Genomic DNA, 22,799 nt, shown 5'->3' with positions numbered 1-22,799 from the left:
TTATTTGCCCAACTTCCTCAGCTCATCCGACTCGACAATCCTGACCCCGTCCTGCTCTTCCAGCGCCAGACGCCACATCGCGCGGGCCAGTTGGCACGCTTCGATGCCGTGGTATTTGCCGGGAATCAGCCGCGACAACGGCCCCGCGACCTTTTCGCCCAGGCGCGGTTCGGCTCGTTCGCCCAGCAACAGTGAAGGCCGGCAGATGGTTAGCTGCGGCCAGTCCTGCGCGCGCAATGCGTGCTCCATCTCGCCTTTGACCCGGTTGTAAAAAATCGAGGATCTGCGGTCGGCTCCCAGAGCACTGATCACGATCAAATGCCGTGCGCCCATTTCCCGGGCACGTTTGGCGAATGCCACCACCATGTCCAAATCCACCGCGCGAAACGCCTGTTCCGAGCCTGCCTGCTTGATCGTGGTGCCAAGGCAGCAATAGGCAATGTCGACCCGCCCGTTCAGTTGCGGCAGGAACGCTGTCGGGTCACCGACCGGGTTTTCCAGGTGTGGATGCTCGGCCAATGGCCGGCGTGAGGGGGCCAATACCCGGGTAATCGTCGGCTCGTTAAGCAGGCGATCAAGCAGATGTTCACCCGTCAAACCGGTGGCTCCGGCGAGCAGCACATGCTGAGGCGTCAAGTACATAGTGTTTCTCCCTTGATACTGTTCAGCTTAGTTGCTGTTTGCATCCTTGCTTTGTGTGGATGCACTTTGCAGTGCTTTTCGTGCCTGTTGTTTGCGCAGTAATTGCCAGTGCGAGAGGACGGTTCTCGGTGCCCAGATCTGTGGTTCGGATGCTTCGAAGCCGTCCGCGAGCTCACGTTCGGCGACAGTGGCCTTGGCCAGTTTGAAGGCTTGCTCCAGGTCATCGGTCTGGTTCAGGGCCTGGGCGAACAGGGCATCGCCGAAGTACGTGAAGTTGGCTTCCTCCGAGCAGCCGAAGGACACACGGTCGGCCCGCGAGGCGGTCATGATCAGGGTACGTTCATCCTTGAGGGCGGGGATGAAACCACCGGAGTAGCAAGACGAAATCACGATGATCTTGTCGCGGTTTTTCAGGGGGGCGAGAACAGCGGCCAATTCGTCGGCTGGCAGATCGGCCAGCTCCATGCGCGGCTGATCCAGCACAAATTCGTGTTCGCTGGTGCCATGGCTGGACAGGTAGATGAAAATCAAGTCTTCCGGACCGCTGCGTTCGGCCAACGTCAGAGCGGCGCGGCGCAGGTTTTCCCGGGTAGCCATCGGGCGGTCGGCGAGGTGATCGCGATGGTTCACCAGGCGGATCTGGCCAAAGGCGCCGAAGCGGGTGGAGAGCATATTGGCGACGTAGTCGGACTCGCGCAGAAACACGCTTTGCTTGCCATCACCGCCCAGGGTCAACGAATACAGTTCCACTGCCGGGGTCGAGGGTGGAATGTTGGCCAGTGCTGCTTCGAGTAAACGCCCTTGCGCCAGCAGGCCGAGTTCCAGAGTGTCGGGCAGCAATTTGCCCTCGGAGTCGCGCACGCGCTGGCCGTTGATCCAGGTGCCGCTGAGCACGGTGCCGTCGGTCAACACCAGTGTGCCGCGGCCCTGGTAACTGTCGTTGTCGAACTGGCCGGTGTAAAAGCTGCCGTCGGCCAGGTTCAGCCGGCCCTGCCCGGAAAAGCGCCAGTCGTTGAACTGGCCGATGTAGTGGCTGCCGTCAGTGCCGATCAACTCGCCCTTGCCGTTCAGCGAGCCTTCCTTGAACTGGCCCAGCCAGACATCGCCGTCGGCGTTTTCGTAGCGGCCCTTGCCGTGCAGTTGATTGTTCTTGAAGCTGCCGACATAGATGTCGCCATCGGCGCTGTTGAACGTGCCGTTGCCTTCCAGCTGGCCGTCGACAAAGTGCCCGGTGAACTGATTGCCGTTGCCGTCGCCGCGCTGGCCGTCGCCATTGGGTTTGCCGTGGGCGAACTGGCCCTGATAAGAACTGCCGTCTTCGAGTTCGAGGCGGCCCAGGCCGGCGTATTGATCGGCCTTGAACTCCCCGCGATAGCTCATGCCGTTTTCCTTGAGGGTGCCTTCGCCGTTGCGCCGTCCGGCCTTGAAGCCGCCGCTGTAGCTGCTGGCGTTGGTGGTCAGCGCCCCCTGGCCTTCGAACAGTCCCTGATTGAACTGCCCGCGATAGACTTCGCCATTGCTGCCATGCCATTCACCCTGGCCCTGCCACTGGCCTTTGTCGAATTCGCCGGCGTACCAGCTGCCGTTCGGATAGTCGATGCGCCCCTTGCCTTGCAGCAAGCCATTGACCAGGTCACCGCGATAGCGTCCGCCGTCCGGCAGGCGTGCGTCGGGGGGCAAAAGAGATTCGCCGTCGCCGCAAGCGGTGAGCATCAGGGTCAAGGCAAGGAGTGCAAGTGGGCGCATAGCGGATTCCGGGCAATTAGGCGAGGGAGTATGCCGCAGCTATGTGTCCTTATATAGGGCGAGGTACCGCCAGAGGTCGCGAAACAGCAGGAGCTGCTTCGCATCCGGGACGGTTTACACGAAGCAAAGGGACAGGGGTTCGGCGATGTACGCCGGTTTGTCCGAGCCTTCGATTTCCAGGGTGGTGGTGGCCTTGAGTAGCCATTGGCCCGGTTTTTTCTCGATGACTTCGGTCAGGTCGACCTTGAGCCGCACTTTCGAATTGACCTTGACCGGCTGGATGAAGCGCACGCTGTCGAGGCCGTAGTTGACTACCATCTTCAAGCCTTCGGGCATGACGAGGATGTCCTCCATCAATTTCGGAATCAGCGACAGCGACAGGAAACCGTGAGCGATAGTGCAGCCAAATGGCGTTTGCGCGGCCTTGACCGGATCGACGTGGATGAACTGATAGTCCCCCGTGGCTTCGGCGAACAGGTTGATGCGTTCCTGATCGATGGTGAGCCATTCGGAACGTCCGAGTTCCTTGCCGACATAATCTTTGAGCTCTGCAACTGGAACATAGGGCATTGAGACTCTCCTTGGGTTCATCGGTTTTATAGTTTTGGCTTGTGGGGATTTAACCTCCCGGCTTACCACTTTAGATCAACATGGCCAAAGGCTGCGGTCAACTGACCATGCTTTTGGCGAATGCCGGTCTATAGCGCGAGCATGCTTATAATGCCCGGCCAATGCGGGTGACGGATTTTTGCGGGAGATCTTTTATGTTGTTACGGGGCCTGACGTGGCTGGTGCTTTTCCAATTGCTCGGCACTGCAATCAATCATTTGTTCTTGCCGGTGCTGCCGGGGCCGATTGTGGGGTTGCTGCTATTGCTGATCTACCTCATCTGCCGCGGGCAGGTCGGCGAGCCGCTGAACCTGGCGGCCGGCAGCCTGCTTCGTTACCTGCCGCTATTGCTGGTGCCGCCGGCCGTGGGCGTGATGGTCTACGCCGCAGACATCGCGGCGGATTTCTGGGCCATTGTCGGCGCGCTGGTGTTGTCGCTGCTGCTTTCGATGGCCTTCGCCGGGGTGTTGATGCAGCGTATGGTCAAGCGTCACGCTCACTCCGAGGACATCCAATGATCTTCGACTGGCACGGCGCCTGGACGTCGGTGATTCACCATCCGTTGTTCGGCATCGGTATCACCCTCGGCGCTTATCAGCTTGTTCTGGCAGCGTTCGAGAAAACCCGCTGGATCTTTTTGCAACCGGTGCTGGTCTCCATGTTGCTGGTGATCGGCGTGCTGGTGGGTTGCGGTCTGACTTACGCCGAGTACCGCAAGAGCACCGAGATTCTCAGCATCCTGCTCGGGCCGGCCACTGTCGCCCTGGCGGTGCCGCTTTATCTCAACCTGCGACGGATTCGGCAGTTGTTCTGGCCGATATTTACTACGCTGGTGATAGGCGGGGTGGTGGCCACGGGGATGGGCGTGTTGCTGGGCTGGTCGTTCGGTGCCGAGCACATGATCCTGATGACCATGGCACCGAAGTCGGTGACGTCGCCGATTGCGATGCTGGTGGCTGAACAGATCGGTGGGGTCGCAGCGCTGGCGGCGGTGTTCGTCTTGATTACGGGTGTGATCGGAGCGATCTTCGGTCCGGCCCTGTTGACCCGGCTGGGCGTGCACAGCCCGGAAGCCAGGGGCATGGCACTGGGCATGACGGCCCACGCGGTCGGCACGGCGGTGGCGATGCAGGAAAGTGAAGAGTGTGGCGCCTTCGCGGCGCTGGCGATGAGCCTGATGGGTGTGGCCACGGCGGTTTTCCTGCCGCTGGCGGTGTCGATGGTGGTGTAAGGAAATGTCTATGAGTCTGCCGCTTTTTCCGTTGAACACAGTGCTGTTTCCAGGCTGCATCCTCGACCTGCAGATTTTCGAAGCGCGCTATCTGGACATGATCGGGCGCTGCATGAAACAGGGCGGCGGTTTCGGCGTCGTGTGCATTCTCGACGGCGAAGAAGTCGGGATCGCCCCGGCCGGCTACGCACTGGTGGGCTGTGAAGCGCTGATTACCGATTTCAAGCAACAGGACAACGGACTGCTGGGAATTCGGGTTCAGGGTGGGCGGCGTTTCCATGTATTGCGAACGCAAGTCCAGCGCGATCAGTTGACTGTCGCCGAAGTCGAGTGGCTGGAAGACGATCCGGAGCAGCCATTGCAGGATGAGGACGCCGACCTGGTGGCATTGCTCAGGGCCCTGGCAGAACATCCGATGGTCGAAGCATTGAACATGGGCACTGAAGCGACCGGGCAACAGTCGCTGGCCAACCAGTTGGCTTACCTGCTGCCTTTCGCCGAACTGGACAAGATCGACCTGCTGCAACTCGATGATCCGCAGCAACGACTGGATGCGATTCAGGCGCTGCTGGATGAGTTGCAGGGCGAGTTGTTCGCCTGAGCAGCATTTGGAAAATATTGTGCTGGTTTGCCTGTATTGCTTAACGGCGCAGGTGGATCTAGGTTGTGGCTGCCCGTAAGAAGCGGGCGACTTAATTTACTAAAAGGATTTAACGTCATGACCATTTACGAACACGAACGCTCTATTTGGGAAGCAGCCGTCGTTGGCTATTTGCTCAAGCATGCCAGTTACGGCCAGCCCTTCGCAGATACCGCTGAAATTGCAGGTCAGTTGGCCGATGCGTTGATTCTTGAGCAGCGTAAACGTCAGTGGGCTAACTAAATTTTAGTTTAAAAAAACCCGATCGATTGATCGGGTTTTTTTATGGATGGATGAGTCGTTTTTCGAATGCTCAGTCTTTCTGATTGGCCTTTGTATTGATTTTTAATAAGTCGATGGGGTGGTGTGCATTGAATGGTCAAATGTAGGTGGTTATATTTGCTCCGCCTGCATGAGGCAGGTATTGCATATATAAGGGATTATTTATGAAGTATTTAAGTGGCGGTGAGCGTACGTTGTGGGACTTTTGTTTTTCCCGGATCATGGTTCGGTATGTGTTCCCAAATGCCCCGCAGAATGAAGTAGAGTTCGCGGCAGACTCGACGTTGAATGCGGCGAATGCATTGATCCTGGTGCGACGCTCGGGTTTGAATGGCGGTCGCGACAACTTTGAGCAGCGGCTCTGGGATGATTATGCGGGAGAGGCGATGATCAAGTTTTCTACGGAAGTTCGTTGGAAGTTTGAAGATTATGTCGTCGTCGCTGGCCAGGTTGCGAAGCAAGCCGATACGGCCATTGTAAAATATCGTGGTGTTGAAGACTCGGATTTACCAGATTTCCCGTTCGGTGGCTAAGGCTTAATACATTGTCGGCATGCGCTGTTGATTGATGTAATGGCGGCTCTTGATTGAACTTACGTCGTTGGGTGAATCGTCCAAAAGTTGTTTGTCGGGTATTCTTTTAAAGTTCGCAGCTTTTGGCAGTATCTGTAAGGCCTATGAGTTGCTTGTGCGCAATCCAGCCGAGCGCAGTGCCGAAGTTCGTGACAATCTCCCGGATTTAAAATAATCACTGGTTGTTTTGCGTTCGTGGTCTGTTGTCCATATTGAAGATAAGGTACTGCTTGTAAAAATAATCCCGGTCGGTTCGAGCGGGATTATTTTTTTGGCGATTTGAGGTTGGCGCAGAAACTCTTTTAATAGGCATACCGCAACATCGTATGCGGCAAATGCCGTAACACGAAGAAGCCGAACAAGGCCGCCAACGCCGGCAATACCAGCCACCAGACCTTGGGTGGCAAGGCGTTGAGCGGTTCCTTGTGCTGGATCAACCACAGACTGGCCGCACAGACACATGCCGCCAGCATCGCGCCGGCCATGACATCGCTCGGCCAATGCGCGCCGAGATATACCCGCGACAGGGAGATAGCCATTGCTGGCAGGCAGCCCACCAATAACCAAGTCAGGCGCATCCGCGGCGGCTGTCCGCGGCCCGCCAGTACGGCGAGGGTCAGGAACAGCGCAAAAGAGCCCGACGCATGGCCGCTGGGCATGCTGTAGCTGGTCAGCGGATCGCTCAGCACTTCGGGGCGCACGCGGGCAAAGAACTGTTTGGTCGCGGTGTTCGCCAATGCGGTGCAGAGCAGGGTGCTTGCGGCGAAAATCGCCGGGCGCCATTGACGCATCAACAAAAGCAGGCCGGTCAGTAGCGCGCTGAATAACAGCATGTTGCGGAATTCGCCGATCAGCGTGAAGACTACCGCCACCTCATCGAGCATCGGGCTGCGATGTTCCTGCACCAAGGTCATCAAACCTTGATCGAGGGCGTTCAGGTATGGGTAGCCGATGAACAGCCCTGCCAGAAGGAGAAAGCTCATGCCGGCGATTATTGATGTGGCCCGACGATGCTGGCGCAGGCTGCTGGTGGCGCTCAACCCGACCATCACGGCAATGCTGCCGGCAACGATACCTGCCTGAAGCCAGAAACCTTCGGGCAGCGGCAATCGAATCGCCGCGCCGGTAGCCCAGCCTGGCAGCAGATAAGCCACCGACCAACCCGCACCGGCCAGCAGACTGACGGCGATGAAGCGTGGAAAGGGCATATCGCACATGCCCGCGACCATCGGCAGCATTGGCCGCAGTGGTCCGATAAAACGGCCGACCAGCAGGCTGGCGATGCCATAGCGCTGGAAGTAGGCCTCGGCCCCGGCAATCCATTCCGGGTGATGGCGCAAACCGGGCAGACGCCGGATATTCTGATGAAAGTGGCGTCCAAGGAAGTACGAAACCACGTCGCCCAACACGCCAGCGAGAAATCCCAGCAGCAAGGTTTCACTCAATGGCAACGCACCGCTGCCGGCCAGCACGGAAACGGTAAACAGCAAAATCGTGCCGGGGACGATCAGCCCGGCAATCGCCAGGCATTCGACAAAGGCCACCAGAAATATTGCCGCCGCCAGCCATTGCGGGTTGACCGTCAACCACCCGGTCACGCTATCGAGCCATGGGCCCATAAAAACCACTCCATCTAATGTTCAATTGCTTCCAGGGGATAAGTGCAATTTTGAATGCGCCACTGACCCTTGTGGGAGCGGGCTTGCCCGCGAAAAGGTCTTTCAGTCGATTTTGACGTCGCCTGATACTCCGCCTTCGCGGGCAAGCCCGCTCCCGCAGGGAATTTCTGTTTGCATCAAGTCTGGGTCAATTTCAGGACAACAAAAAATAATCGCGACCTTCGACTTGCCCGCGACGCAAGGGGTTGCGCGTGCAGTGAGCAGCGTAGGCGCCGTCGACGAAGCGGTACATCAGCTGCTCATCGCGCCCGTGGGGGATGCCCAGACGGGTAGTCTGGATGATGTGCGCGGGTATCTGGCCGACGTGCTCTACCAGCAGCACTTCATGATCGAAGCGTTTGGCGTCCCACACCGGCACTTTCAGGCCCAGCGCCTTGCAGAGCAGGGTTTGCCCGGCGCACAGCTTTTGGGACGGGCGAGGGTGGCCTTGGGCGTCGGGATTGTTCAACAGCATCTGCGCCAGGCTGGCCGGCCCGCTCAACTCATCGATCCACGGGTAGGCGGACTTGATCAGCACGGCGTTACCGGGCCCTTGGGCGCTGAAGTTCAGCGAATCTCCGCCGCGGGCGTAGTACATATAGATGTGGCCACCATCCAGAAATAAAGCCTTACGCTTTTCCGTGTAGCCGAGGGACGCGTGGCTGCCTTTTTCCGCCCAGTAATAGGCTTCGGTCTCGATGATCCGAGCGCTGAGCCACAGGTCACCGACGCGATGGCGAATGACTTTGCCGAGTAAATCCCGGGCCAGAACTTGGGCGTCACGGTCGAAAAACGCATCCGGGAGGCCCGTGGGCAGGCTCATGGCGGACGCTCGAACAGTCAGGTTGGACATGATGATCGGCGTTTATCAGGGCTGATTGAGTCGTGATGATAACAATTTGCAGCTTAATCCCGGCTGAACATCGGCAAATACCCCTCCATTTCGACCATCCGCCCGTCACCGCTGTTAGTCCCGGGACGCGACAGCTATAATCTGCCGCTTTACTCTTTACCAAGACCTAATCAAAGACCACTCCAGACCATGACTGAGTCCGTTCTTGACTACATGACCCGCCTGGGTCGCGCTGCCCGCGAAGCTTCCCGCGTGATCGGCCGTGCCAGTACCGCGCAGAAAAACCGCGCCCTGCAGGCCGCCGCCAATGCGCTGGACGCTGCCCGTGTCGAGCTGACAGCGGCCAATGAGCTGGATTTGGCCGCCGGTCGTGCCAATGGTCTTGAGCCGGCCCTGCTTGAACGGCTGGCGCTGACGCCGGCGCGTATCGACGGCATGATCGTCGGCCTGCGTCAGGTAGCAGCGCTGCCGGACCCGGTCGGCGCGATCCGCGACATGAGCTTCCGTCCGTCCGGTATTCAGGTCGGCAAGATGCGCGTGCCATTGGGCGTGATCGGAATCATCTACGAGTCGCGGCCGAACGTGACCATTGATGCAGCGAGCCTGTGCCTGAAGTCCGGTAACGCGACCATCCTGCGTGGCGGTTCCGAAGCGATTCATTCCAATCGCGCCATCGCCGCCTGCATTCAGCGCGGCCTGGCCGAGGCCGATCTGCCGGCCGCGGTGGTGCAAGTGGTCGAAACCACGGATCGCGCTGCCGTCGGTGCGCTGATCACCATGCCTGAATACGTCGATGTCATCGTGCCCCGTGGCGGCCGTGGCCTGATCGAGCGCGTCAGCCGTGATGCGCGAGTGCCGGTGATCAAGCACCTGGACGGTATTTGCCACGTTTACGTGAGCGAACACGCCGACCTGGCGAAAGCCCAGCGCATTGCGTTCAACGCCAAGACTTACCGCTATGGCATCTGCGGCGCGATGGAAACGCTGCTGGTCGATCAAACCATTGCCAAGGATTTCCTGCCGGAGATGGCGGCCCAGTTCCGCGAAAAAGGCGTCGAACTGCGTGGCTGCGAGCGCACCCGGGCAATCATCGATGCGGTGGTCGCGACTGAAGAAGACTGGAGCACCGAGTACCTGGCGGCGATTTTGTCGATCCGTGTTGTCGACGGACTGGACCAGGCCATCGAACACATCAATCACTACGGTTCCCATCACACCGATTCGATTGTCAGCGAACATCAGGGCGACACCCGGCGTTTCGTGGCTGAAGTCGACTCCTCGTCGGTGATGATCAATACCCCGACGTGCTTCGCCGATGGCTTCGAATACGGATTGGGTGCCGAGATCGGCATTTCTACTGATAAGCTGCACGCCCGCGGCCCGGTGGGTCTCGAAGGACTGACCTGCGAGAAGTACATCGTGGTCGGCGACGGGCAGTTGCGCGGACAGGAGTCGGTCTGACTTGGGCGACTTCGACCCGTCAGCCCCGGTCACCGTCAGCGAGCCAGCCCCTCGCCGCATTGGTGTGCTGGGCGGAACGTTCGACCCGGTGCACATCGGCCATTTGCGCGGTGCGCTGGAAGTCGCCGAAACCCTGGCGCTCGATGAGCTGCGACTGACACCCAGTGCCAGGCCGCCCCATCGGGATACGCCGCAGGTGTCGGCCAAAGACCGTCTGGCGATGGTCGAGTGCGCGGTGGCCGGTGTGGCGCCGTTGGTGGTGGACGCCCGCGAATTGCAGCGGGACAAACCGTCCTACACCATTGATACCCTGGAACTGATGCGCGCCGAACTGGCCGCAGATGACCAGGTTTTTCTGCTTTTGGGCTGGGACGCTTTTTGCGGCCTGCCCACTTGGCACCGCTGGGAAGAGTTGCTCCAGCATTGCCATATCCTGGTGTTGCAACGCCCGGATGCCGACAGCGAACCGCCGGATGCCTTGCGCAACCTGCTGGCAGCGCGCTCGGTGAGCGACCCGCTGGCCCTCAAAGGGCCGAGCGGACAGATTGCATTCGTCTGGCAGACACCGCTCGCGGTATCCGCCACCCAGATCCGTCAACTGCTGGCCAGCGGTAAGTCGGTACGTTTCCTGGTGCCCGACGCGGTCCTGGCCTACATCGATGCGCACGGTCTCTACCGTGCGTCGAACTGAATAGGAGTGCTTCAAGGCACGTGGCAACAACGTGTATCGAAGCCCCGAACATACGAGCAAAACGAGTTTTATATGACGAGCAACAACGAAACCAAAGTAAAACGCAAAGGCACGTTCAAGAGCGCTCCGCTGCCTGAGAAAGTCCTCGCTGCCGAGCCGCCTAAAGGCGACGAGCTGGTCAAGATCGCCGTAGCCGCCCTGGAAGACGTCAAGGCCCAGGACGTGCTGGTCATCGATGTTCGCGACAAGCAGAGCATCACCGACTACATGATCATCGCCACCGGTACCTCCAACCGTCAGATCGGCGCGATGCTGGACAAGGTTCGCGAAGCCGTCAAAGCCCTGGGCATCAAGCCACTGGGTGAAGAAGGCAAGGGCGACAGCGACTGGGTACTGCTGGACATGGACGACGTGATCGTCCACATGATGACCTCCAACGCCCGTCAGTTCTACGACCTGGAGCGTCTGTGGAAAGGTGCCGAGCAGAGCCGTGCGGCCGATGGCAAGCACCACAGCCCTGAAGTTGGTCACGAGCACTTCAACAAGCTCAACAAAGACCAGGAATAAGGGACCGCTGTGCGACTGCGACTGATCGCCGTCGGTTCACGCATGCCTAAATGGGTGGAAGAAGGCTGGCATGAATATGCCAAGCGTCTTCCGTCCGAATTGGCGCTGGAACTGGTGGAAATACCGCTCAATACCCGTGGCAAGAACGCCGACGTGGCCCGTTTCATCCGCCAGGAAGGCGAAGCCATGCTGGCCAAGGTCGGGCCGAACGAGCGGATAGTCACTCTCGAAGTCCACGGCAAGCCCTGGAGCACCGAGCAACTGGCGGTCGAACTCGATCGCTGGCGGCTGGACTCGCGCACCGTCAACTTCATGGTCGGCGGCCCCGAAGGGCTGGCGCCGGAAGTCTGTGCGCGGGCTGACCAGCGCTGGTCGTTGTCGCCGCTGACCTTGCCGCACCCGCTGGTGCGGATTTTGATCGGCGAACAGTTGTACCGTGCCTGGACCGTGCTGTCCGGTCACCCTTACCACAAGTAGTTCTGCCCTCATGTCCCAGCCGATCCGCATCAAGGACCACGAAAAAGACGCCCGTCTGGTGCGTGGCCGCGTCGTGTTCGGGGCTATTGCAGTGGTGGCGCTGATTGGCGTGCTGATTGCGCGTCTGTATTTCCTCCAGGTGATCCAGTACGAGTACCACTCGACCCTGTCGGAAAACAACCGTGTCCATGTGCAGCCGATTCCACCGCCCCGTGGGCTGATTTTCGACCGCAATGGCGTGGTGATCGCCGACAACCGGCCCAGCTTCAGCCTGAGCATGACGCGCGAGCGCTCTGGCGATTGGCAGCAAGTGCTCGATGTGATCGTCCAGGTGCTGGAGCTGACGCCTGAAGATCGGGGCATTTTCGAGAAGCGCATGCGCCAGGGGCGCCGGCCGTTCGAGCCGGTGCCGATCCTGTTCGAGCTGACCGAAGAGCAGATCGCGCGAATTGCCGTGAACCAGTTCCGCCTGCCAGGCGTGGAAGTGGTCGCGCAATTGGTCCGTCACTATCCGCAGGGTGCGCATTTTGCGCACTCGGTGGGTTACATGGGGCGCATCAACGAGAAAGAGCTCAAGACTCTGGATCCGGTGAGTTACAGCGGCACCCATCAAATTGGCAAAACCGGCATCGAGCGTTTCTACGAGCCGGAGTTGCACGGGCAGGTGGGTTACGAGGAAGTCGAAACCAACGCTCGAGGCCGCGTTCTGCGGGTGCTCAAGCGTACCGATCCGATTCCCGGCAAGGACATCGTCCTGAGCCTGGACATCAAATTGCAGGAGGCTGCCGAAGCTGCACTCGGCGGTCGCCGTGGCGCGGTGGTCGCGCTGGACCCGAAAACCGGTGAAGTCCTGGCGATGGTCAGCCAGCCGAGTTTCGATCCGAACCTGTTCGTCACCGGGATCAGCTTCAAGGCCTATTCCGAGCTGCGCGATTCCATCGACCGGCCGTTGTTCAACCGCGTGCTGCGTGGCCTGTACCCGCCGGGTTCGACCATCAAGCCGGCAGTGGCGATTGCCGGACTGGACGCGGGCGTGGTGACAGCGTCGTCGCGGGTGTTCGACCCCGGCTACTACATGCTGCCCAACTACGATCACAAATATCGCAACTGGAACCGTACCGGCGACGGCTTTGTCGACCTCGATACGGCGATCATGCGCTCCAACGACACCTATTTCTATGACCTGGCCCACAAGCTGGGGATCGATCGGTTGTCGGCCTACATGACCAAGTTCGGTATCGGTCAGAAGGTCTCTCTGGACATGTTCGAAGAATCCCCGGGGTTGATGCCGACCCGCGAATGGAAACGTGCGACCCGCCGTCAGGCCTGGTTCCCGGGTGAAACGCTGATTCTCGGGATCGGCCAGGGCTACATGCAGTCGACCCCGTTGCAACTGGCCCAGGCCACCGCGCTGGTGGCCAACAAAGGCGTGTGGAACCGTCCGCACCTGGCCAGGACCATCGAAGGCGAGAAGCCGGTGGATCCTAACCCGATACCAGACATCATCCTGCGTGACCCGTCGGACTGGAACAAGGTCAACCACGGCATGCAGCAGGTAATGCATGGTGCCCGCGGTACGGCGCGCAAAGCCTCGATCGGCGCGCAATACCGAATTGCCGGCAAATCGGGTACGGCCCAGGTGGTCGCGATCAAGCAGGGTGAAAAGTACGACCGCTCCAAGGTCCAGGAACGTCACCGTGACCACGCTTTGTTCGTCGGCTTCGCGCCGGCCGATGACCCGAAAATCGTGGTGTCGGTGATGGTCGAGAACGGCGAATCCGGTTCCGGGGTCGCAGCTCCCGTGGTGCGTCAGGTCATGGACGCCTGGCTCCTGGACCAGAACGGTCGGTTGAAGCCCGAATACGCCAGCCCTATCAGTGCAGAGGCTACCGCCCGTGATGAATAACTTCGATCGCATGCTCTCCAGTGAGGATGTGATGCGTCGCCGTGCGACGCTGCTGCAACGCCTGCACATCGACGGACCGCTGCTGATCCTGCTGTTGACCCTCGCCGCGGGCAGCCTGTTCGTGCTGTATTCGGCCAGTGGCAAAAGCTGGGATCTGTTGGCCAAACAGGCCACGTCGTTCGGCATCGGCCTGGTGTCGATGATCGTCATCGCCCAGCTCGAGCCGCGATTCATGGCACGCTGGGTGCCGCTGGGTTATGTGGTCGGGGTGATGCTGTTGCTGGTGGTGGACATCATGGGCCACAACGCCATGGGCGCCACCCGCTGGATCAACATTCCCGGCGTGGTGCGCTTCCAGCCCTCGGAATTCATGAAAATCCTGATGCCGGCGACGATCGCCTGGTATTTGTCCAAACGCACCTTGCCACCCCAGCTCAAGCACGTGGGTGTCAGCCTGATGCTGATCGGCGTGCCGTTCATTCTGATCGTGCGGCAACCGGACCTCGGCACTTCGCTGCTGATCCTGGCCGGTGGCGCCTTCGTGCTGTTCATGGGTGGCCTGCGCTGGCGCTGGATCCTCAGCGTATTGGCCGCCGCCGTTCCCGTGGCGATTGCCATGTGGTTCTTCATCATGCACGACTACCAGAAGCAGCGAATCCTGACGTTCCTCGACCCGGAGAGCGATCCGCTCGGTACCGGCTGGAACATCATCCAGTCCAAGGCGGCCATCGGTTCCGGCGGCGTGTTCGGCAAGGGCTGGTTGCTGGGCACCCAGTCACACCTGGACTTCCTGCCGGAAAGCCATACCGACTTCATCATTGCCGTATTGGGTGAAGAGTTCGGCCTGGTAGGGATCTGCGCGCTGTTGCTGATCTACCTGCTGTTGATCGGCCGCGGCCTGGTGATTACCGCCCAGGCGCAGACATTGTTCGGCAAGCTGCTCGCGGGCAGCCTGACCATGACGTTTTTTGTTTATGTTTTCGTCAACATCGGTATGGTCAGTGGCCTGTTGCCGGTGGTGGGGGTGCCGTTGCCGTTCATTAGCTACGGAGGAACTTCGCTGGTGACGCTGCTGTCAGCGTTTGGGGTTTTGATGTCGATCCATACCCATCGCAAGTGGATCGCGCAGGTTTGAATAAGGTGAAGATTTCAATGCAAGCAATGCGTGGCTGGGCGACTCGATACGCGCCATGGGTCGGCCTGGTAAGCATCCTTGGCACAATGCAGGAAGCATTGGCCGGCGACTACGAAGGCACACCCCAGGTGGCCGAGTTCGTCGGTGAAATGACCCGCGACTACGGTTTCGCCGGCGAACAATTGATGGGCGTGTTCCGCGAAGCCGAGCGCAAGCAGTCGATTCTGGACGCCATTTCGAAACCCGCCGAACGCGTCAAGCAGTGGAGTGAATATCGCCCGATGTTCATCACCGATGCGCGCATAGCCCGGGGTGTGGATTTCTGGCGTCAGCATGAAGCAGTGCTGGCCCGTGCCGAGCAGGAATACGGCGTGCCGGCCCAGGTGATTGTCTCGATCATCGGCGTTGAAACCTTTTTCGGCCGTAATACCGGAAATTTCCGGGTGATCGATGCCTTGTCGACCCTGGGTTTCGACTATCCTCCCCGTGCCGAGTTTTTCCGCAAGGAATTGCGTGAGTTCCTGCTGCTGGCCCGTGAAGAGCAGGTCGATCCGTTGACGCTCAAAGGCTCCTACGCCGGCGCAATGGGTTTGCCGCAGTTCATGCCGAGCAGTTTCCGCGCCTATGCGGTGGATTTCGACGGTGATGGCCATATCAACATCTGGACCAACCCGGACGATGCCATCGGCAGTGTCGCCAGTTACTTCAAGCGTCATGGCTGGGTCGCCGGCGAACCGGTGGTCAGCCGCGCGGATGTCCGTGGCGATCAGGTCGACCAGGGTCTGACCACGGGAATCGAACCGACGAAAACCGTCGGGGAGTTGCGAGCCCTGGGGTGGTCAAGTCATGATGCGCTGCGCGATGATATGCCGGTTACCGCTTTCCGCCTGGAAGGCGACAATGGCCCCGAATACTGGATGGGCCTGAAGAATTTTTACGCAATCACGCGTTATAACCGCAGCGTGATGTACGCCATGGCCGTACATCAACTGTCTGAACAGCTGGTCCAAGCACGGGGCGTCAAGTAATGCGGGCATTGCCTATCAATAAACCCCTGAAGCTGATGGCGTTCGCCGCGTTGACAGTGCTGGTCGCCAGTTGTTCGACCAGTCGTGCGCCGGCCCAGAAAACCACCACCACCGCCGTGCGCGCGACGCCCGGGCTGGACATCAACCGTGCTCACAAGGATGGCGCGCCATGGTGGGATGTCGATGTCTCCCGCATCCCGGACGCCACGCCAACCCTGCATACCGGCCCGTACAAGGCCGCCCCGTACTCGGTATTGGGCAAAACCTATTTCCCGCTGCAAGAATCCAAGACCTACGTGCAGTCGGGCACTGCGTCCTGGTACGGCACCAAGTTTCACGGTCAGAACACCGCCAACGGCGAAGTGTATGACCTGTACGGCATGAGTGCGGCGCACAAGACGTTGCCACTGCCGAGTTACGTTCGGGTGACCAACCTGGACAACAACAAGAGCGTGATCCTGCGAGTCAACGACCGCGGGCCGTTCTACTCGGACCGGATCATCGACCTGTCCTACGCCGCCGCCAAGAAGCTCGGTTACGCCGAAACCGGCACGGCGCGGGTCAAGGTCGAAGGCATTGATCCACAGGCGTACTGGGCCGCCAAAGGCCGTCCGGCACCATTGATGCTCAACGAGCCGCAAGTCGCGCAGAATAGCGCCCCGGTGATCACGGCTTCGGCCGGTACCGTCGAGCAATGGACACCGCCGCCGCAGCAACACGCCGCCGCTGTGGTGCCGGTGCAGATCGATGCCAAAAAGAACACGTCTGCGGCAGGCGCTGGCCAGTATCTGCAGGTGGGCGCGTTCGCCAACCCGGACGCTGCAGAGCTCCTGAGGTCGAAGCTCAGCGGGATGGTGAGCGCTCCGGTGTTCATCAGTTCGATCGTGCGCAATCAGCAGACCCTGCACCGGGTTCGCCTGGGGCCGATCGGATCACCGGGTGAGATCCAGCAGGTACAGAACAGTGTGCGCCTGGCCAATCTCGGTTCGCCAAGTGTTGTGACTGAGTAATACGTAGGACTTGATTGACGGTTCATCTGCGGTTTTGGGGGGTGAACCAGGTTGTTGGCTCGTTGAAGAACAAAAGCCCGGCAAGGGTTACTGAGTGAGCAGCTGAACACGCGATGACTCGTTAGAAAGTCATCTGATTAGTTTTGCCTTCGGGCAGTTTCCATTAGCGATTTCGAGAGACGGATGAACATCACCACCTTTGCCAAACGCCTGTTCCTGCTAGTCCCGCTGCTCCTCTCACCAGCCGCCTTTGCGGTCGAGATGATGCCGTCGCCACCGCAACTGGCCGCCAAGGCCTATGTGCTCATGGATGCCAGCAGCGGCAACGTGCTGGTCGAGAACAACGGTGACCAGCGTCTGCCGCCGGCCAGCCTGACCAAGCTGATGACCGCGTACATCGCGACGCTGGAAATCCGCCGTGGCCAGATCGGCGAAAACGATCCGGTGACCGTCAGCGAGAACGCCTGGCGTACCGGCGGTTCGCGGATGTTCATCAAGGTCGGCTCGCAGGTCACCGTCAGCGACCTGCTGCACGGCATCATCATCCAGTCGGGCAACGACGCCAGCGTCGCGCTCTCCGAGCACATCGCCGGCAGCGAAGACGCCTTCGCCGACATGATGAACAAAACCGTTGGCGACCTGGGCATGACCAACAGCCACTTCATGAACCCGACCGGTCTGCCGAACCCTGAGCATTATTCGTCGGCTCACGACATGGCTGTGCTGGCGCGCGCGATCATCCACGAAGACCCGGCTCACTACGCGATCTACTCGCAGAAAGAGTTCTTCTGGAACGGCATCAAGCAGCCGAACCGTAACCTGCTGCTGTGGCGCGACAAGACCGTCGACGGCCTGAAAACCGGCCATACCGACGAAGCCGGCTACTGCATGGTGTCCTCGGCCGTGCGTGATGGCATGCGCCTGATCGCCGTGGTGTTCGGTACCAACAGCGAAGTGGCCCGTGCCGCCGAAACCCAGAAGCTGCTGACCTACGGTTTCCGTTTCTTCGAAACCCAGACCTTCTATCAGAAGGGTACCGAACTGGCCCAGGCACCTGTCTGGAAAGGCGCCACCAACCAGGTCAAGGCCGGCCTGGCGCAAGACCTGACCATGACCCTGCCTAAAGGCCAGCTGAAAAAGCTCGCCGCCAGCATGACCATGAACCCGCAACTGGTTGCGCCAATCGCCAAGGGTGACGTGATCGGCAAAGTCGAAGTCAAACTGGAAGACAAGGTGGTGCACAGCGCCGACCTGATCGCTCTGGACGGCGTCGAAGAGGGTGGTATCTTCCGTCGCATGTGGGATAGCATCCGTCTATTCTTCTACGGCTTGTTCAACTGATAGTGTGCTCCTGCAAGGCCCCGTGCTGATCCGGCGCGGGGCTTTGCCGTCGCCACGGCTTACGCTTACGAGGCCGTTACGCCATGACCGATACCGAAGTAAAGGCGCCAAAGATCGAATTTCCCCAGGTTGATTATCCGGTTAAGGTGATCTGCGATACGGGCGCTGGCAACAAAGACACGATCATCGAAATCGTCAAGAAATACGCAACCATCAACGATGAGCGTGTCGATGAGCGTCAAAGCAGCAACGGCAAATACACCACCATTCAGTTGCACATAGTCGCGACCGATCAGGATCAGCTGTACAACATCAACAGCTTTCTGCGGGCTACCGGTTTCGTGCACATGGTGCTGTGATGTCCGGCACGCTGGGCTTTCGCGAACTCGGCCAGATGGCGTACGAGCCGGTCTGGCATGCCATGCAGCGCTTCACCAACGAACGTGGCAGCAATGCCGCCGACGAAATCTGGTTGGTCGAGCACCCACCGGTGTTCACCCAGGGTCAGGCCGGTAAGGCCGAGCACTTGTTGTTGCCGGGCGATATTCCGGTGGTGCAGGTCGATCGCGGTGGTCAGGTGACTTACCACGGCCCGGGCCAACTGGTGGCTTACCTGCTGCTGGACGTGCGCAAGTTGGGTTTTGGCGTACGTGATCTGGTGACCCGCATGGAGTCATGCCTCATCGAGCTGCTGGCCAGTTACGGTGTGACCGCCGCGGCCAAGCCCGATGCACCGGGTGTCTATGTCGACGGGGCGAAAATCGCCTCCCTGGGTCTGCGGATCCGCCACGGCTGTTCCTTTCATGGCCTGGCCTTGAACGTGGACATGAACCTGGAACCGTTTCGACGGATTAATCCCTGCGGCTACGCCGGGCTGGCGATGACCCAGCTGAGCGATCACGCAGGATCGATTGAATTTGCCGAGGTAAGTGCCCGGCTGCGCGCGCAGCTCGTCAAACACCTCGACTATGCTGAGCAGACGACCCTGACGGGCGGAATCGACTGATATGACTACTGATGCAGTGCAAACCATGATCCCGACGCTTGATGTCACCGAGCGCCCGGCCCCGCGTCCCAAGGTTGAAGCCGGCGTCAAGCTGCGCGGCGCCGAGAAGGTTGCACGCATCCCGGTGAAGATCATTCCGACCACCGAACTGCCGAAGAAGCCGGACTGGATTCGTGTACGCATCCCGGTTTCGCCGGAAGTCGACCGCATCAAGGCCCTGCTGCGCAAACACAAGCTGCACAGCGTGTGCGAAGAAGCGTCCTGCCCGAACCTGGGCGAGTGTTTCTCCGGCGGCACCGCGACCTTCATGATCATGGGTGACATCTGCACCCGTCGTTGCCCGTTCTGCGACGTCGGCCACGGCCGTCCGAAGCCACTGGACGTCAACGAGCCGGAAAGCCTGGCCATCGCCATCGCCGACTTGAAACTCAAATACGTCGTGATCACCTCGGTAGACCGCGACGACCTGCGTGACGGCGGTGCCCAGCATTTCGCCGACTGCATCCGCGAAATCCGCAAGCTGTCGCCGAACGTGCAGCTTGAAACCCTGGTCCCGGACTACCGTGGCCGCATGGACATCGCGCTGCAAATCACCGCCGCCGAGCCGCCGGATGTGTTCAACCACAACCTGGAAACCGTGCCGCGCCTGTACAAGGCTGCGCGTCCGGGTTCGGACTATCAGTGGTCGCTGACCCTGCTGCAACGCTTCAAGCAGATGATGCCGCACATTCCGACCAAGTCCGGGCTGATGCTGGGTCTGGGCGAGACCGACGAAGAAGTCATCGAAGTCATGAAGCGCATGCGCGAGCACGACATCGACATGCTGACCCTCGGTCAGTACCTGCAACCGTCGCGCAGCCACTTGCCGGTGCAGCGCTTCGTGCACCCGGACACCTTCGCCTGGTTCGCCGAGGAAGGCTACAAGATGGGCTTCAAGAACGTTGCCTCGGGTCCGTTGGTACGCTCCTCGTACCACGCCGACGAGCAGGCCAAGCTGGTCAAGGCCGAGCTGATGTCGTCCTGATCGACGTAATGAAATGAAATGCGCCCGCACGGTCTTTTACCTTGCGGGCGTTTTTTTGCCTGGGCTGCGGCAACGGCCATTTTTCCTGCAACCTGCGGGGCAACGTTCCTCTTCTGTTTGTCCCCGTTCCTGACTACTGTGTGCTGAAGATTTACGCAGGGAGATTCACGGATGACCGCTCGACCGACCCACACCCTTTGCCCTCACGCGCCCGTACCGGCACTGCCGTCGGAAGGTGTGATAGGCGTTATCGCACCTGCCGGTCCCGCGCCGCTGGACACCGACAAGGCGGTGCAATGGATGCGTGCCCGGGGTTATTCACTGAAAGTGTTTCCCGGGGTCTACGAGAAGGACGGCTACCTGGCCGGCAGCGATGACGTGCGGCTCAATGACCTGCACGGTGCGTTCGCGGATCGAGAAGTCGATGCCATCATCTGCCTGCGCGGCGGCTACGGCACGCCCCGGTTACTCGATCGTATCGATTTCAAATTGCTGCGCGATAACGCCAAGCCGTTCATCGGCTACAGCGACATCACCGCATTGCATTTGGCGATCAGTCGCTATGCCGGCTTCGTGACATTTCACGGTCCGTTGCTCAATGCCGACCTGCTGGGTGACAAGCAAATACCTACGGAGTCTTCCTTCTTCAACATGCTGAGAGGGCAGGTGAGGGCAGGCACAGTGCTGGCGCATCCGGTCGCCTACCCGTTGACCACAATCGAGCCGGGCGTGGCCCATGGACGCTTGCTGGGGGGCAATCTGGCCATGATTGCCGCAACCATGGGCACGCCTTACGAAATGGACGCCGAGGGTGTCATTCTGTTGATCGAGGACATCAACGAGCCGCTGTATCGCATTGACCGGTTGCTGACCCAGCTGCGATTGGCAGGCACGTTGCACAAGCTGCGGGGTGTGCTGGTCGGGGATGTGGCGGGGGTGGAGGTGGCGGCGCTGGATCGGTTGCTTAAGCAGACCTTCGCGCCATTGAAGATTCCGGTGCTGTCCGGGTGGCGCAGTGGGCATTGCGATCCGAACCTGACGTTGCCGATGGGGGCATTGGTGCGCTTGGATGCGGGGAGCAAGGAGTTACTGTTGGAGCAGGATGTGGTTGTCAGGCACTAGATTTTTATCGCCTGTTAGTCAGTCATCGCGGGCAAGCCCGCTCCCACAGGTTCAGGGGCGTTCACATGATTTGTGTACGACGCGAACACTGTGGGAGCGGGCTTGCCCGCGATGCTTTTAGCGGCTGCGCAATCCTTCCAGCAACTTGTGCGTCGGATACCCGTCCGCCGGCCAGCCAAACGACTGCTGGGCGCTGCGGATCGCCTTGCGGGTGTTGGCGCCGATGATCCCGTCGGCAGTGCCGGCGTCGTAGTTTTGTGCGCTCAGCAGGTTCTGCAACTCGATCCGCTCGGTACGGCTCAGTGGCAGGTCATCCTTTGGCCATGAGCCGCTGATCAGGCCAGCGCCATTGAAGCGCTCGGACAGCAGGCTCACACCCAAGGCGTAGGACGACGAGTTGTTGTACTTGAGGATCGCCCGGAAGTTATCGAGCACCAGGAACGCCGGGCCACGGTAACCGGCCGGCAACAACAGGGCAGCGGACAATTGCTCCGAGCCGGCCGGGACCTGGCCACCGTTGGGCAGGGAAATGCCCAGTTGCCGCCATTCGGCGACGCTCTTGCGAATCGTACCGTCGGCCAGCAGGTAGTTGAACCCGCTCGGCAGCTGGACTTCAAAGCCCCACGGCTGGCCTCTCTGCCAGCCTGAGCTTTGCAGGTAGTGCGCGGTCGAAGCCAGGGCGTCGGCCGAGCTGCCCCAGATATCGCGGCGTCCGTCACCATCGAAGTCCACGGCATGGGTGTTGTAGGTGGTCGGGATGAACTGGGTCTGGCCCATGGCGCCGGCCCAGGACCCAAGCATCTTCTCGGGTTCGATATCGCCTTGTTGCAGGATCTGCAGGGCGGCAATCAATTGCGCGTGGGCGAAACCGGGGCGACGGCCTTCGTAGGCCAGGGTCGCCAGCGAGTTGATCACCGACTTGTTGCCCTGGAACTGGCCAAAGTTGCTTTCCATGCCCCACACGGCCACCAGCGCCTGACGATCAACGCCGTAACGCTGCTCGATGCCCTGCAGGACGTCGGCGTACTGATTGATCAGTGACTGGCCTTTGCGTACCCGCAGCGGCGACAGGGCGCCATCGAGGTATTCCCACACCGGTTTGGCGAATTCAGGTTGGCTGCGATCGGCGCGAATTACGCTGGGGTCGAAGCTGACATTGGCGAAAGCGCGGTCGAACAGATCGGCGCGGATACCGGCGGCCAGGGCATCATTGCGGAAACCCGCCTGCCATTCGGCAAAGGTCTGGGTTGGCTGGATGTCGAGGTTCTCACCCGTCGGAACCACAGGCGGAACAATGGCCGGGGCGGTGGCGACAGGAGAAGTCTGAAGCGGCTGAGCGTCGGCTGCGGTCGGTTTTTCCGCACAGGCGACAAGCAAAACAAGGCTGGAGGCAGCGATCAATTGGCGTAAATGCCAACGACGGGGAAGACAAAAGGGCATGCACGGGTCCAGTAAATACAAATCAGGTACAGACCTTACCATGTCGAAGGGGGTTGTGCTTTACGCAGCCAGAAAGTAAGAAGCCTCCCAGCTGTCAGACTGGAAGGCTTCGCGGCGGTAACTGCCTTTGCCCTTGGCCGGGCGTTCCTGGCGGCTGCGGAACAATGGCTGGGCGATGATGGACTTGGCCTTGTTGGGGCCATGCTTCGATGGCTTTTTGCTCATGGTGACTTCTCGCAAGTGAATGGATTTTGCGAGGCGAATCATCGGCCGAAGTTGAAAGGCTGTCCAGCCCCGATGTCTGTCTGAAAAAGCGCCGCTCCTTGTAGGAGCGAGCTTGCTCGCGAAGAACCTGGGC

The 22,799-nt window shown here is 60.0% G+C and carries 25 protein-coding genes; 18 read left to right on the top strand and 7 right to left on the bottom strand.

Annotated features, from left to right (window positions below; all coding sequences use genetic code 11):
- The 3 genes from AB4O16_RS12985 to AB4O16_RS12975 form a co-directional block, all read right to left on the bottom strand.
- Positions 1 to 642 (bottom strand): oxidoreductase, encoded by a 642-nt coding sequence (locus tag AB4O16_RS12985; protein ID WP_150715981.1) that lies wholly within the window; start codon positions 640 to 642, stop codon positions 1 to 3.
- Between the two features lie 27 nt (positions 643 to 669).
- Positions 670 to 2,388, bottom strand: coding sequence for a C13 family peptidase (locus tag AB4O16_RS12980; protein ID WP_160385786.1), 1,719 nt, complete (start codon positions 2,386 to 2,388; stop codon positions 670 to 672).
- A gap of 114 nt (positions 2,389 to 2,502) precedes the next feature.
- On the bottom strand, positions 2,503 to 2,958 hold the full coding sequence (locus AB4O16_RS12975) for a MaoC family dehydratase (protein ID WP_160385785.1): 456 nt from the start codon (positions 2,956 to 2,958) through the stop codon (positions 2,503 to 2,505).
- A 194-nt stretch (positions 2,959 to 3,152) separates the two neighbouring features.
- Here AB4O16_RS12975 and AB4O16_RS12970 point away from each other — a divergent pair, with 194 nt between their 5' ends.
- The 5 genes from AB4O16_RS12970 to AB4O16_RS12950 all read left to right on the top strand — a co-directional run bounded on the left by AB4O16_RS12970 (position 3,153) and on the right by AB4O16_RS12950 (position 5,683).
- Entirely contained in the window at positions 3,153 to 3,515 is a 363-nt protein-coding gene (locus AB4O16_RS12970; RefSeq protein ID WP_160385784.1) for a CidA/LrgA family protein, read from the top strand.
- Complete coding sequence (locus AB4O16_RS12965; protein WP_046041674.1) at positions 3,512 to 4,228, top strand: LrgB family protein; 717 nt, start codon at positions 3,512 to 3,514, stop codon at positions 4,226 to 4,228. The genes AB4O16_RS12970 and AB4O16_RS12965 overlap by 4 nt, the downstream gene beginning before the upstream one ends.
- A 10-nt stretch (positions 4,229 to 4,238) precedes the next feature.
- Positions 4,239 to 4,829 (top strand): LON peptidase substrate-binding domain-containing protein, encoded by a 591-nt coding sequence (locus AB4O16_RS12960; RefSeq protein ID WP_460157866.1) that lies wholly within the window; start codon positions 4,239 to 4,241, stop codon positions 4,827 to 4,829.
- Between the two features lie 117 nt (positions 4,830 to 4,946).
- Positions 4,947 to 5,111 (top strand): hypothetical protein, encoded by a 165-nt coding sequence (locus AB4O16_RS12955; protein WP_460157865.1) that lies wholly within the window; start codon positions 4,947 to 4,949, stop codon positions 5,109 to 5,111.
- Positions 5,112 to 5,314: 203 nt separating this feature from the next.
- Complete coding sequence (locus AB4O16_RS12950) at positions 5,315 to 5,683, top strand: hypothetical protein (protein WP_460157864.1); 369 nt, start codon at positions 5,315 to 5,317, stop codon at positions 5,681 to 5,683.
- A 341-nt stretch (positions 5,684 to 6,024) separates the two neighbouring features.
- On the opposite strand, the gene AB4O16_RS12945 is transcribed toward AB4O16_RS12950, so the two are convergent.
- Positions 6,025 to 7,341 carry a bifunctional DedA family/phosphatase PAP2 family protein gene (locus tag AB4O16_RS12945; RefSeq protein WP_160385780.1) on the bottom strand — a complete coding sequence of 439 codons (1,317 nt, stop codon included), beginning with the start codon at positions 7,339 to 7,341 and terminating at the stop codon, positions 6,025 to 6,027.
- A gap of 193 nt (positions 7,342 to 7,534) precedes the next feature.
- On the bottom strand, positions 7,535 to 8,233 hold the full coding sequence (locus AB4O16_RS12940; protein ID WP_460157863.1) for a DNA-3-methyladenine glycosylase: 699 nt from the start codon (positions 8,231 to 8,233) through the stop codon (positions 7,535 to 7,537).
- 189 nt (positions 8,234 to 8,422) lie between these two features.
- Here AB4O16_RS12940 and AB4O16_RS12935 point away from each other — a divergent pair, with 189 nt between their 5' ends.
- From AB4O16_RS12935 to AB4O16_RS12875, 13 genes are all read left to right on the top strand, one after another.
- The gene (locus tag AB4O16_RS12935) at positions 8,423 to 9,694 is read left to right on the top strand and encodes a glutamate-5-semialdehyde dehydrogenase (protein ID WP_460157862.1); all 1,272 of its coding nucleotides are present in this window, start codon (positions 8,423 to 8,425) and stop codon (positions 9,692 to 9,694) included.
- A gap of 1 nt (position 9,695) precedes the next feature.
- Complete coding sequence (gene nadD, locus AB4O16_RS12930; protein WP_160385777.1) at positions 9,696 to 10,385, top strand: nicotinate-nucleotide adenylyltransferase; 690 nt, start codon at positions 9,696 to 9,698, stop codon at positions 10,383 to 10,385.
- A 72-nt stretch (positions 10,386 to 10,457) separates the two neighbouring features.
- Complete coding sequence (gene rsfS, locus AB4O16_RS12925; RefSeq protein ID WP_110658309.1) at positions 10,458 to 10,952, top strand: ribosome silencing factor; 495 nt, start codon at positions 10,458 to 10,460, stop codon at positions 10,950 to 10,952.
- A gap of 9 nt (positions 10,953 to 10,961) precedes the next feature.
- Positions 10,962 to 11,429 carry a 23S rRNA (pseudouridine(1915)-N(3))-methyltransferase RlmH gene (gene rlmH / locus AB4O16_RS12920; RefSeq protein ID WP_003185785.1) on the top strand — a complete coding sequence of 156 codons (468 nt, stop codon included), beginning with the start codon at positions 10,962 to 10,964 and terminating at the stop codon, positions 11,427 to 11,429.
- Positions 11,430 to 11,439: 10 nt separating this feature from the next.
- Positions 11,440 to 13,335 carry a penicillin-binding protein 2 gene (mrdA, locus tag AB4O16_RS12915; RefSeq protein WP_160385776.1) on the top strand — a complete coding sequence of 632 codons (1,896 nt, stop codon included), beginning with the start codon at positions 11,440 to 11,442 and terminating at the stop codon, positions 13,333 to 13,335.
- 31 nt (positions 13,336 to 13,366) lie between these two features.
- Entirely contained in the window at positions 13,367 to 14,470 is a 1,104-nt protein-coding gene (rodA, locus tag AB4O16_RS12910) for a rod shape-determining protein RodA (protein ID WP_160385798.1), read from the top strand.
- Positions 14,471 to 14,487: 17 nt separating this feature from the next.
- Complete coding sequence (gene mltB / locus AB4O16_RS12905) at positions 14,488 to 15,498, top strand: lytic murein transglycosylase B (protein ID WP_160385775.1); 1,011 nt, start codon at positions 14,488 to 14,490, stop codon at positions 15,496 to 15,498.
- A complete protein-coding gene (locus AB4O16_RS12900) occupies positions 15,498 to 16,508 on the top strand; it encodes a septal ring lytic transglycosylase RlpA family protein (protein ID WP_460157861.1) in 1,011 nt (336 codons plus the stop codon). The genes mltB and AB4O16_RS12900 overlap by 1 nt, the downstream gene beginning before the upstream one ends.
- Positions 16,509 to 16,691: 183 nt before the next feature.
- A complete protein-coding gene (locus AB4O16_RS12895; RefSeq protein ID WP_460157860.1) occupies positions 16,692 to 17,849 on the top strand; it encodes a D-alanyl-D-alanine carboxypeptidase family protein in 1,158 nt (385 codons plus the stop codon).
- Between the two features lie 83 nt (positions 17,850 to 17,932).
- Complete coding sequence (locus AB4O16_RS12890; protein WP_460157859.1) at positions 17,933 to 18,208, top strand: DUF493 domain-containing protein; 276 nt, start codon at positions 17,933 to 17,935, stop codon at positions 18,206 to 18,208.
- Positions 18,208 to 18,855 (top strand): lipoyl(octanoyl) transferase LipB, encoded by a 648-nt coding sequence (gene lipB, locus AB4O16_RS12885; RefSeq protein WP_160385772.1) that lies wholly within the window; start codon positions 18,208 to 18,210, stop codon positions 18,853 to 18,855. Before AB4O16_RS12890 ends, lipB begins: the two co-directional genes overlap by 1 nt.
- Before the next feature lie 25 nt (positions 18,856 to 18,880).
- The gene (gene lipA / locus AB4O16_RS12880) at positions 18,881 to 19,879 is read left to right on the top strand and encodes a lipoyl synthase (RefSeq protein ID WP_160385797.1); all 999 of its coding nucleotides are present in this window, start codon (positions 18,881 to 18,883) and stop codon (positions 19,877 to 19,879) included.
- Positions 19,880 to 20,050: 171 nt separating this feature from the next.
- Positions 20,051 to 21,001: a S66 peptidase family protein gene (locus tag AB4O16_RS12875; protein ID WP_460157858.1), complete on the top strand. Its 951-nt coding sequence runs from the start codon at positions 20,051 to 20,053 to the stop codon at positions 20,999 to 21,001.
- Positions 21,002 to 21,118: 117 nt separating this feature from the next.
- On the opposite strand, the gene AB4O16_RS12870 is transcribed toward AB4O16_RS12875, so the two are convergent.
- Positions 21,119 to 22,441, bottom strand: a complete 1,323-nt coding sequence (locus tag AB4O16_RS12870; protein ID WP_160385770.1) for a lytic murein transglycosylase — start codon at positions 22,439 to 22,441, stop codon at positions 21,119 to 21,121.
- Positions 22,442 to 22,501: 60 nt separating this feature from the next.
- Positions 22,502 to 22,666, bottom strand: a complete 165-nt coding sequence (arfA, locus tag AB4O16_RS12865; protein ID WP_007990624.1) for an alternative ribosome rescue factor ArfA — start codon at positions 22,664 to 22,666, stop codon at positions 22,502 to 22,504.
- Between the last annotated feature and the right edge of the window lie 133 nt (positions 22,667 to 22,799).

The organism is Pseudomonas sp. S2_H10 (genome assembly GCF_054668285.1).
This window is presented reverse-complemented; position numbering and strand designations above follow the sequence as displayed.

Coding starts and splice junctions, on each gene's coding strand:
- AB4O16_RS12985 (WP_150715981.1), bottom strand. CDS start 642: ATGTACTTGACGCCTCAGCATGTGCTGCTCGCCGGAGCCACCGGTTTG.
- AB4O16_RS12980 (WP_160385786.1), bottom strand. CDS start 2,388: ATGCGCCCACTTGCACTCCTTGCCTTGACCCTGATGCTCACCGCTTGC.
- AB4O16_RS12975 (WP_160385785.1), bottom strand. CDS start 2,958: ATGCCCTATGTTCCAGTTGCAGAGCTCAAAGATTATGTCGGCAAGGAA.
- AB4O16_RS12970 (WP_160385784.1), top strand. CDS start 3,153: ATGTTGTTACGGGGCCTGACGTGGCTGGTGCTTTTCCAATTGCTCGGC.
- AB4O16_RS12965 (WP_046041674.1), top strand. CDS start 3,512: ATGATCTTCGACTGGCACGGCGCCTGGACGTCGGTGATTCACCATCCG.
- AB4O16_RS12960 (WP_460157866.1), top strand. CDS start 4,239: ATGAGTCTGCCGCTTTTTCCGTTGAACACAGTGCTGTTTCCAGGCTGC.
- AB4O16_RS12955 (WP_460157865.1), top strand. CDS start 4,947: ATGACCATTTACGAACACGAACGCTCTATTTGGGAAGCAGCCGTCGTT.
- AB4O16_RS12950 (WP_460157864.1), top strand. CDS start 5,315: ATGAAGTATTTAAGTGGCGGTGAGCGTACGTTGTGGGACTTTTGTTTT.
- AB4O16_RS12945 (WP_160385780.1), bottom strand. CDS start 7,341: ATGGGCCCATGGCTCGATAGCGTGACCGGGTGGTTGACGGTCAACCCG.
- AB4O16_RS12940 (WP_460157863.1), bottom strand. CDS start 8,233: ATGTCCAACCTGACTGTTCGAGCGTCCGCCATGAGCCTGCCCACGGGC.
- AB4O16_RS12935 (WP_460157862.1), top strand. CDS start 8,423: ATGACTGAGTCCGTTCTTGACTACATGACCCGCCTGGGTCGCGCTGCC.
- rsfS (WP_110658309.1), top strand. CDS start 10,458: ATGACGAGCAACAACGAAACCAAAGTAAAACGCAAAGGCACGTTCAAG.
- mrdA (WP_160385776.1), top strand. CDS start 11,440: ATGTCCCAGCCGATCCGCATCAAGGACCACGAAAAAGACGCCCGTCTG.
- rodA (WP_160385798.1), top strand. CDS start 13,367: ATGCGTCGCCGTGCGACGCTGCTGCAACGCCTGCACATCGACGGACCG.
- mltB (WP_160385775.1), top strand. CDS start 14,488: ATGCAAGCAATGCGTGGCTGGGCGACTCGATACGCGCCATGGGTCGGC.
- AB4O16_RS12900 (WP_460157861.1), top strand. CDS start 15,498: ATGCGGGCATTGCCTATCAATAAACCCCTGAAGCTGATGGCGTTCGCC.
- AB4O16_RS12895 (WP_460157860.1), top strand. CDS start 16,692: ATGAACATCACCACCTTTGCCAAACGCCTGTTCCTGCTAGTCCCGCTG.
- AB4O16_RS12890 (WP_460157859.1), top strand. CDS start 17,933: ATGACCGATACCGAAGTAAAGGCGCCAAAGATCGAATTTCCCCAGGTT.
- lipB (WP_160385772.1), top strand. CDS start 18,208: ATGTCCGGCACGCTGGGCTTTCGCGAACTCGGCCAGATGGCGTACGAG.
- lipA (WP_160385797.1), top strand. CDS start 18,881: ATGATCCCGACGCTTGATGTCACCGAGCGCCCGGCCCCGCGTCCCAAG.
- AB4O16_RS12875 (WP_460157858.1), top strand. CDS start 20,051: ATGACCGCTCGACCGACCCACACCCTTTGCCCTCACGCGCCCGTACCG.
- AB4O16_RS12870 (WP_160385770.1), bottom strand. CDS start 22,441: ATGCCCTTTTGTCTTCCCCGTCGTTGGCATTTACGCCAATTGATCGCT.
- arfA (WP_007990624.1), bottom strand. CDS start 22,666: ATGAGCAAAAAGCCATCGAAGCATGGCCCCAACAAGGCCAAGTCCATC.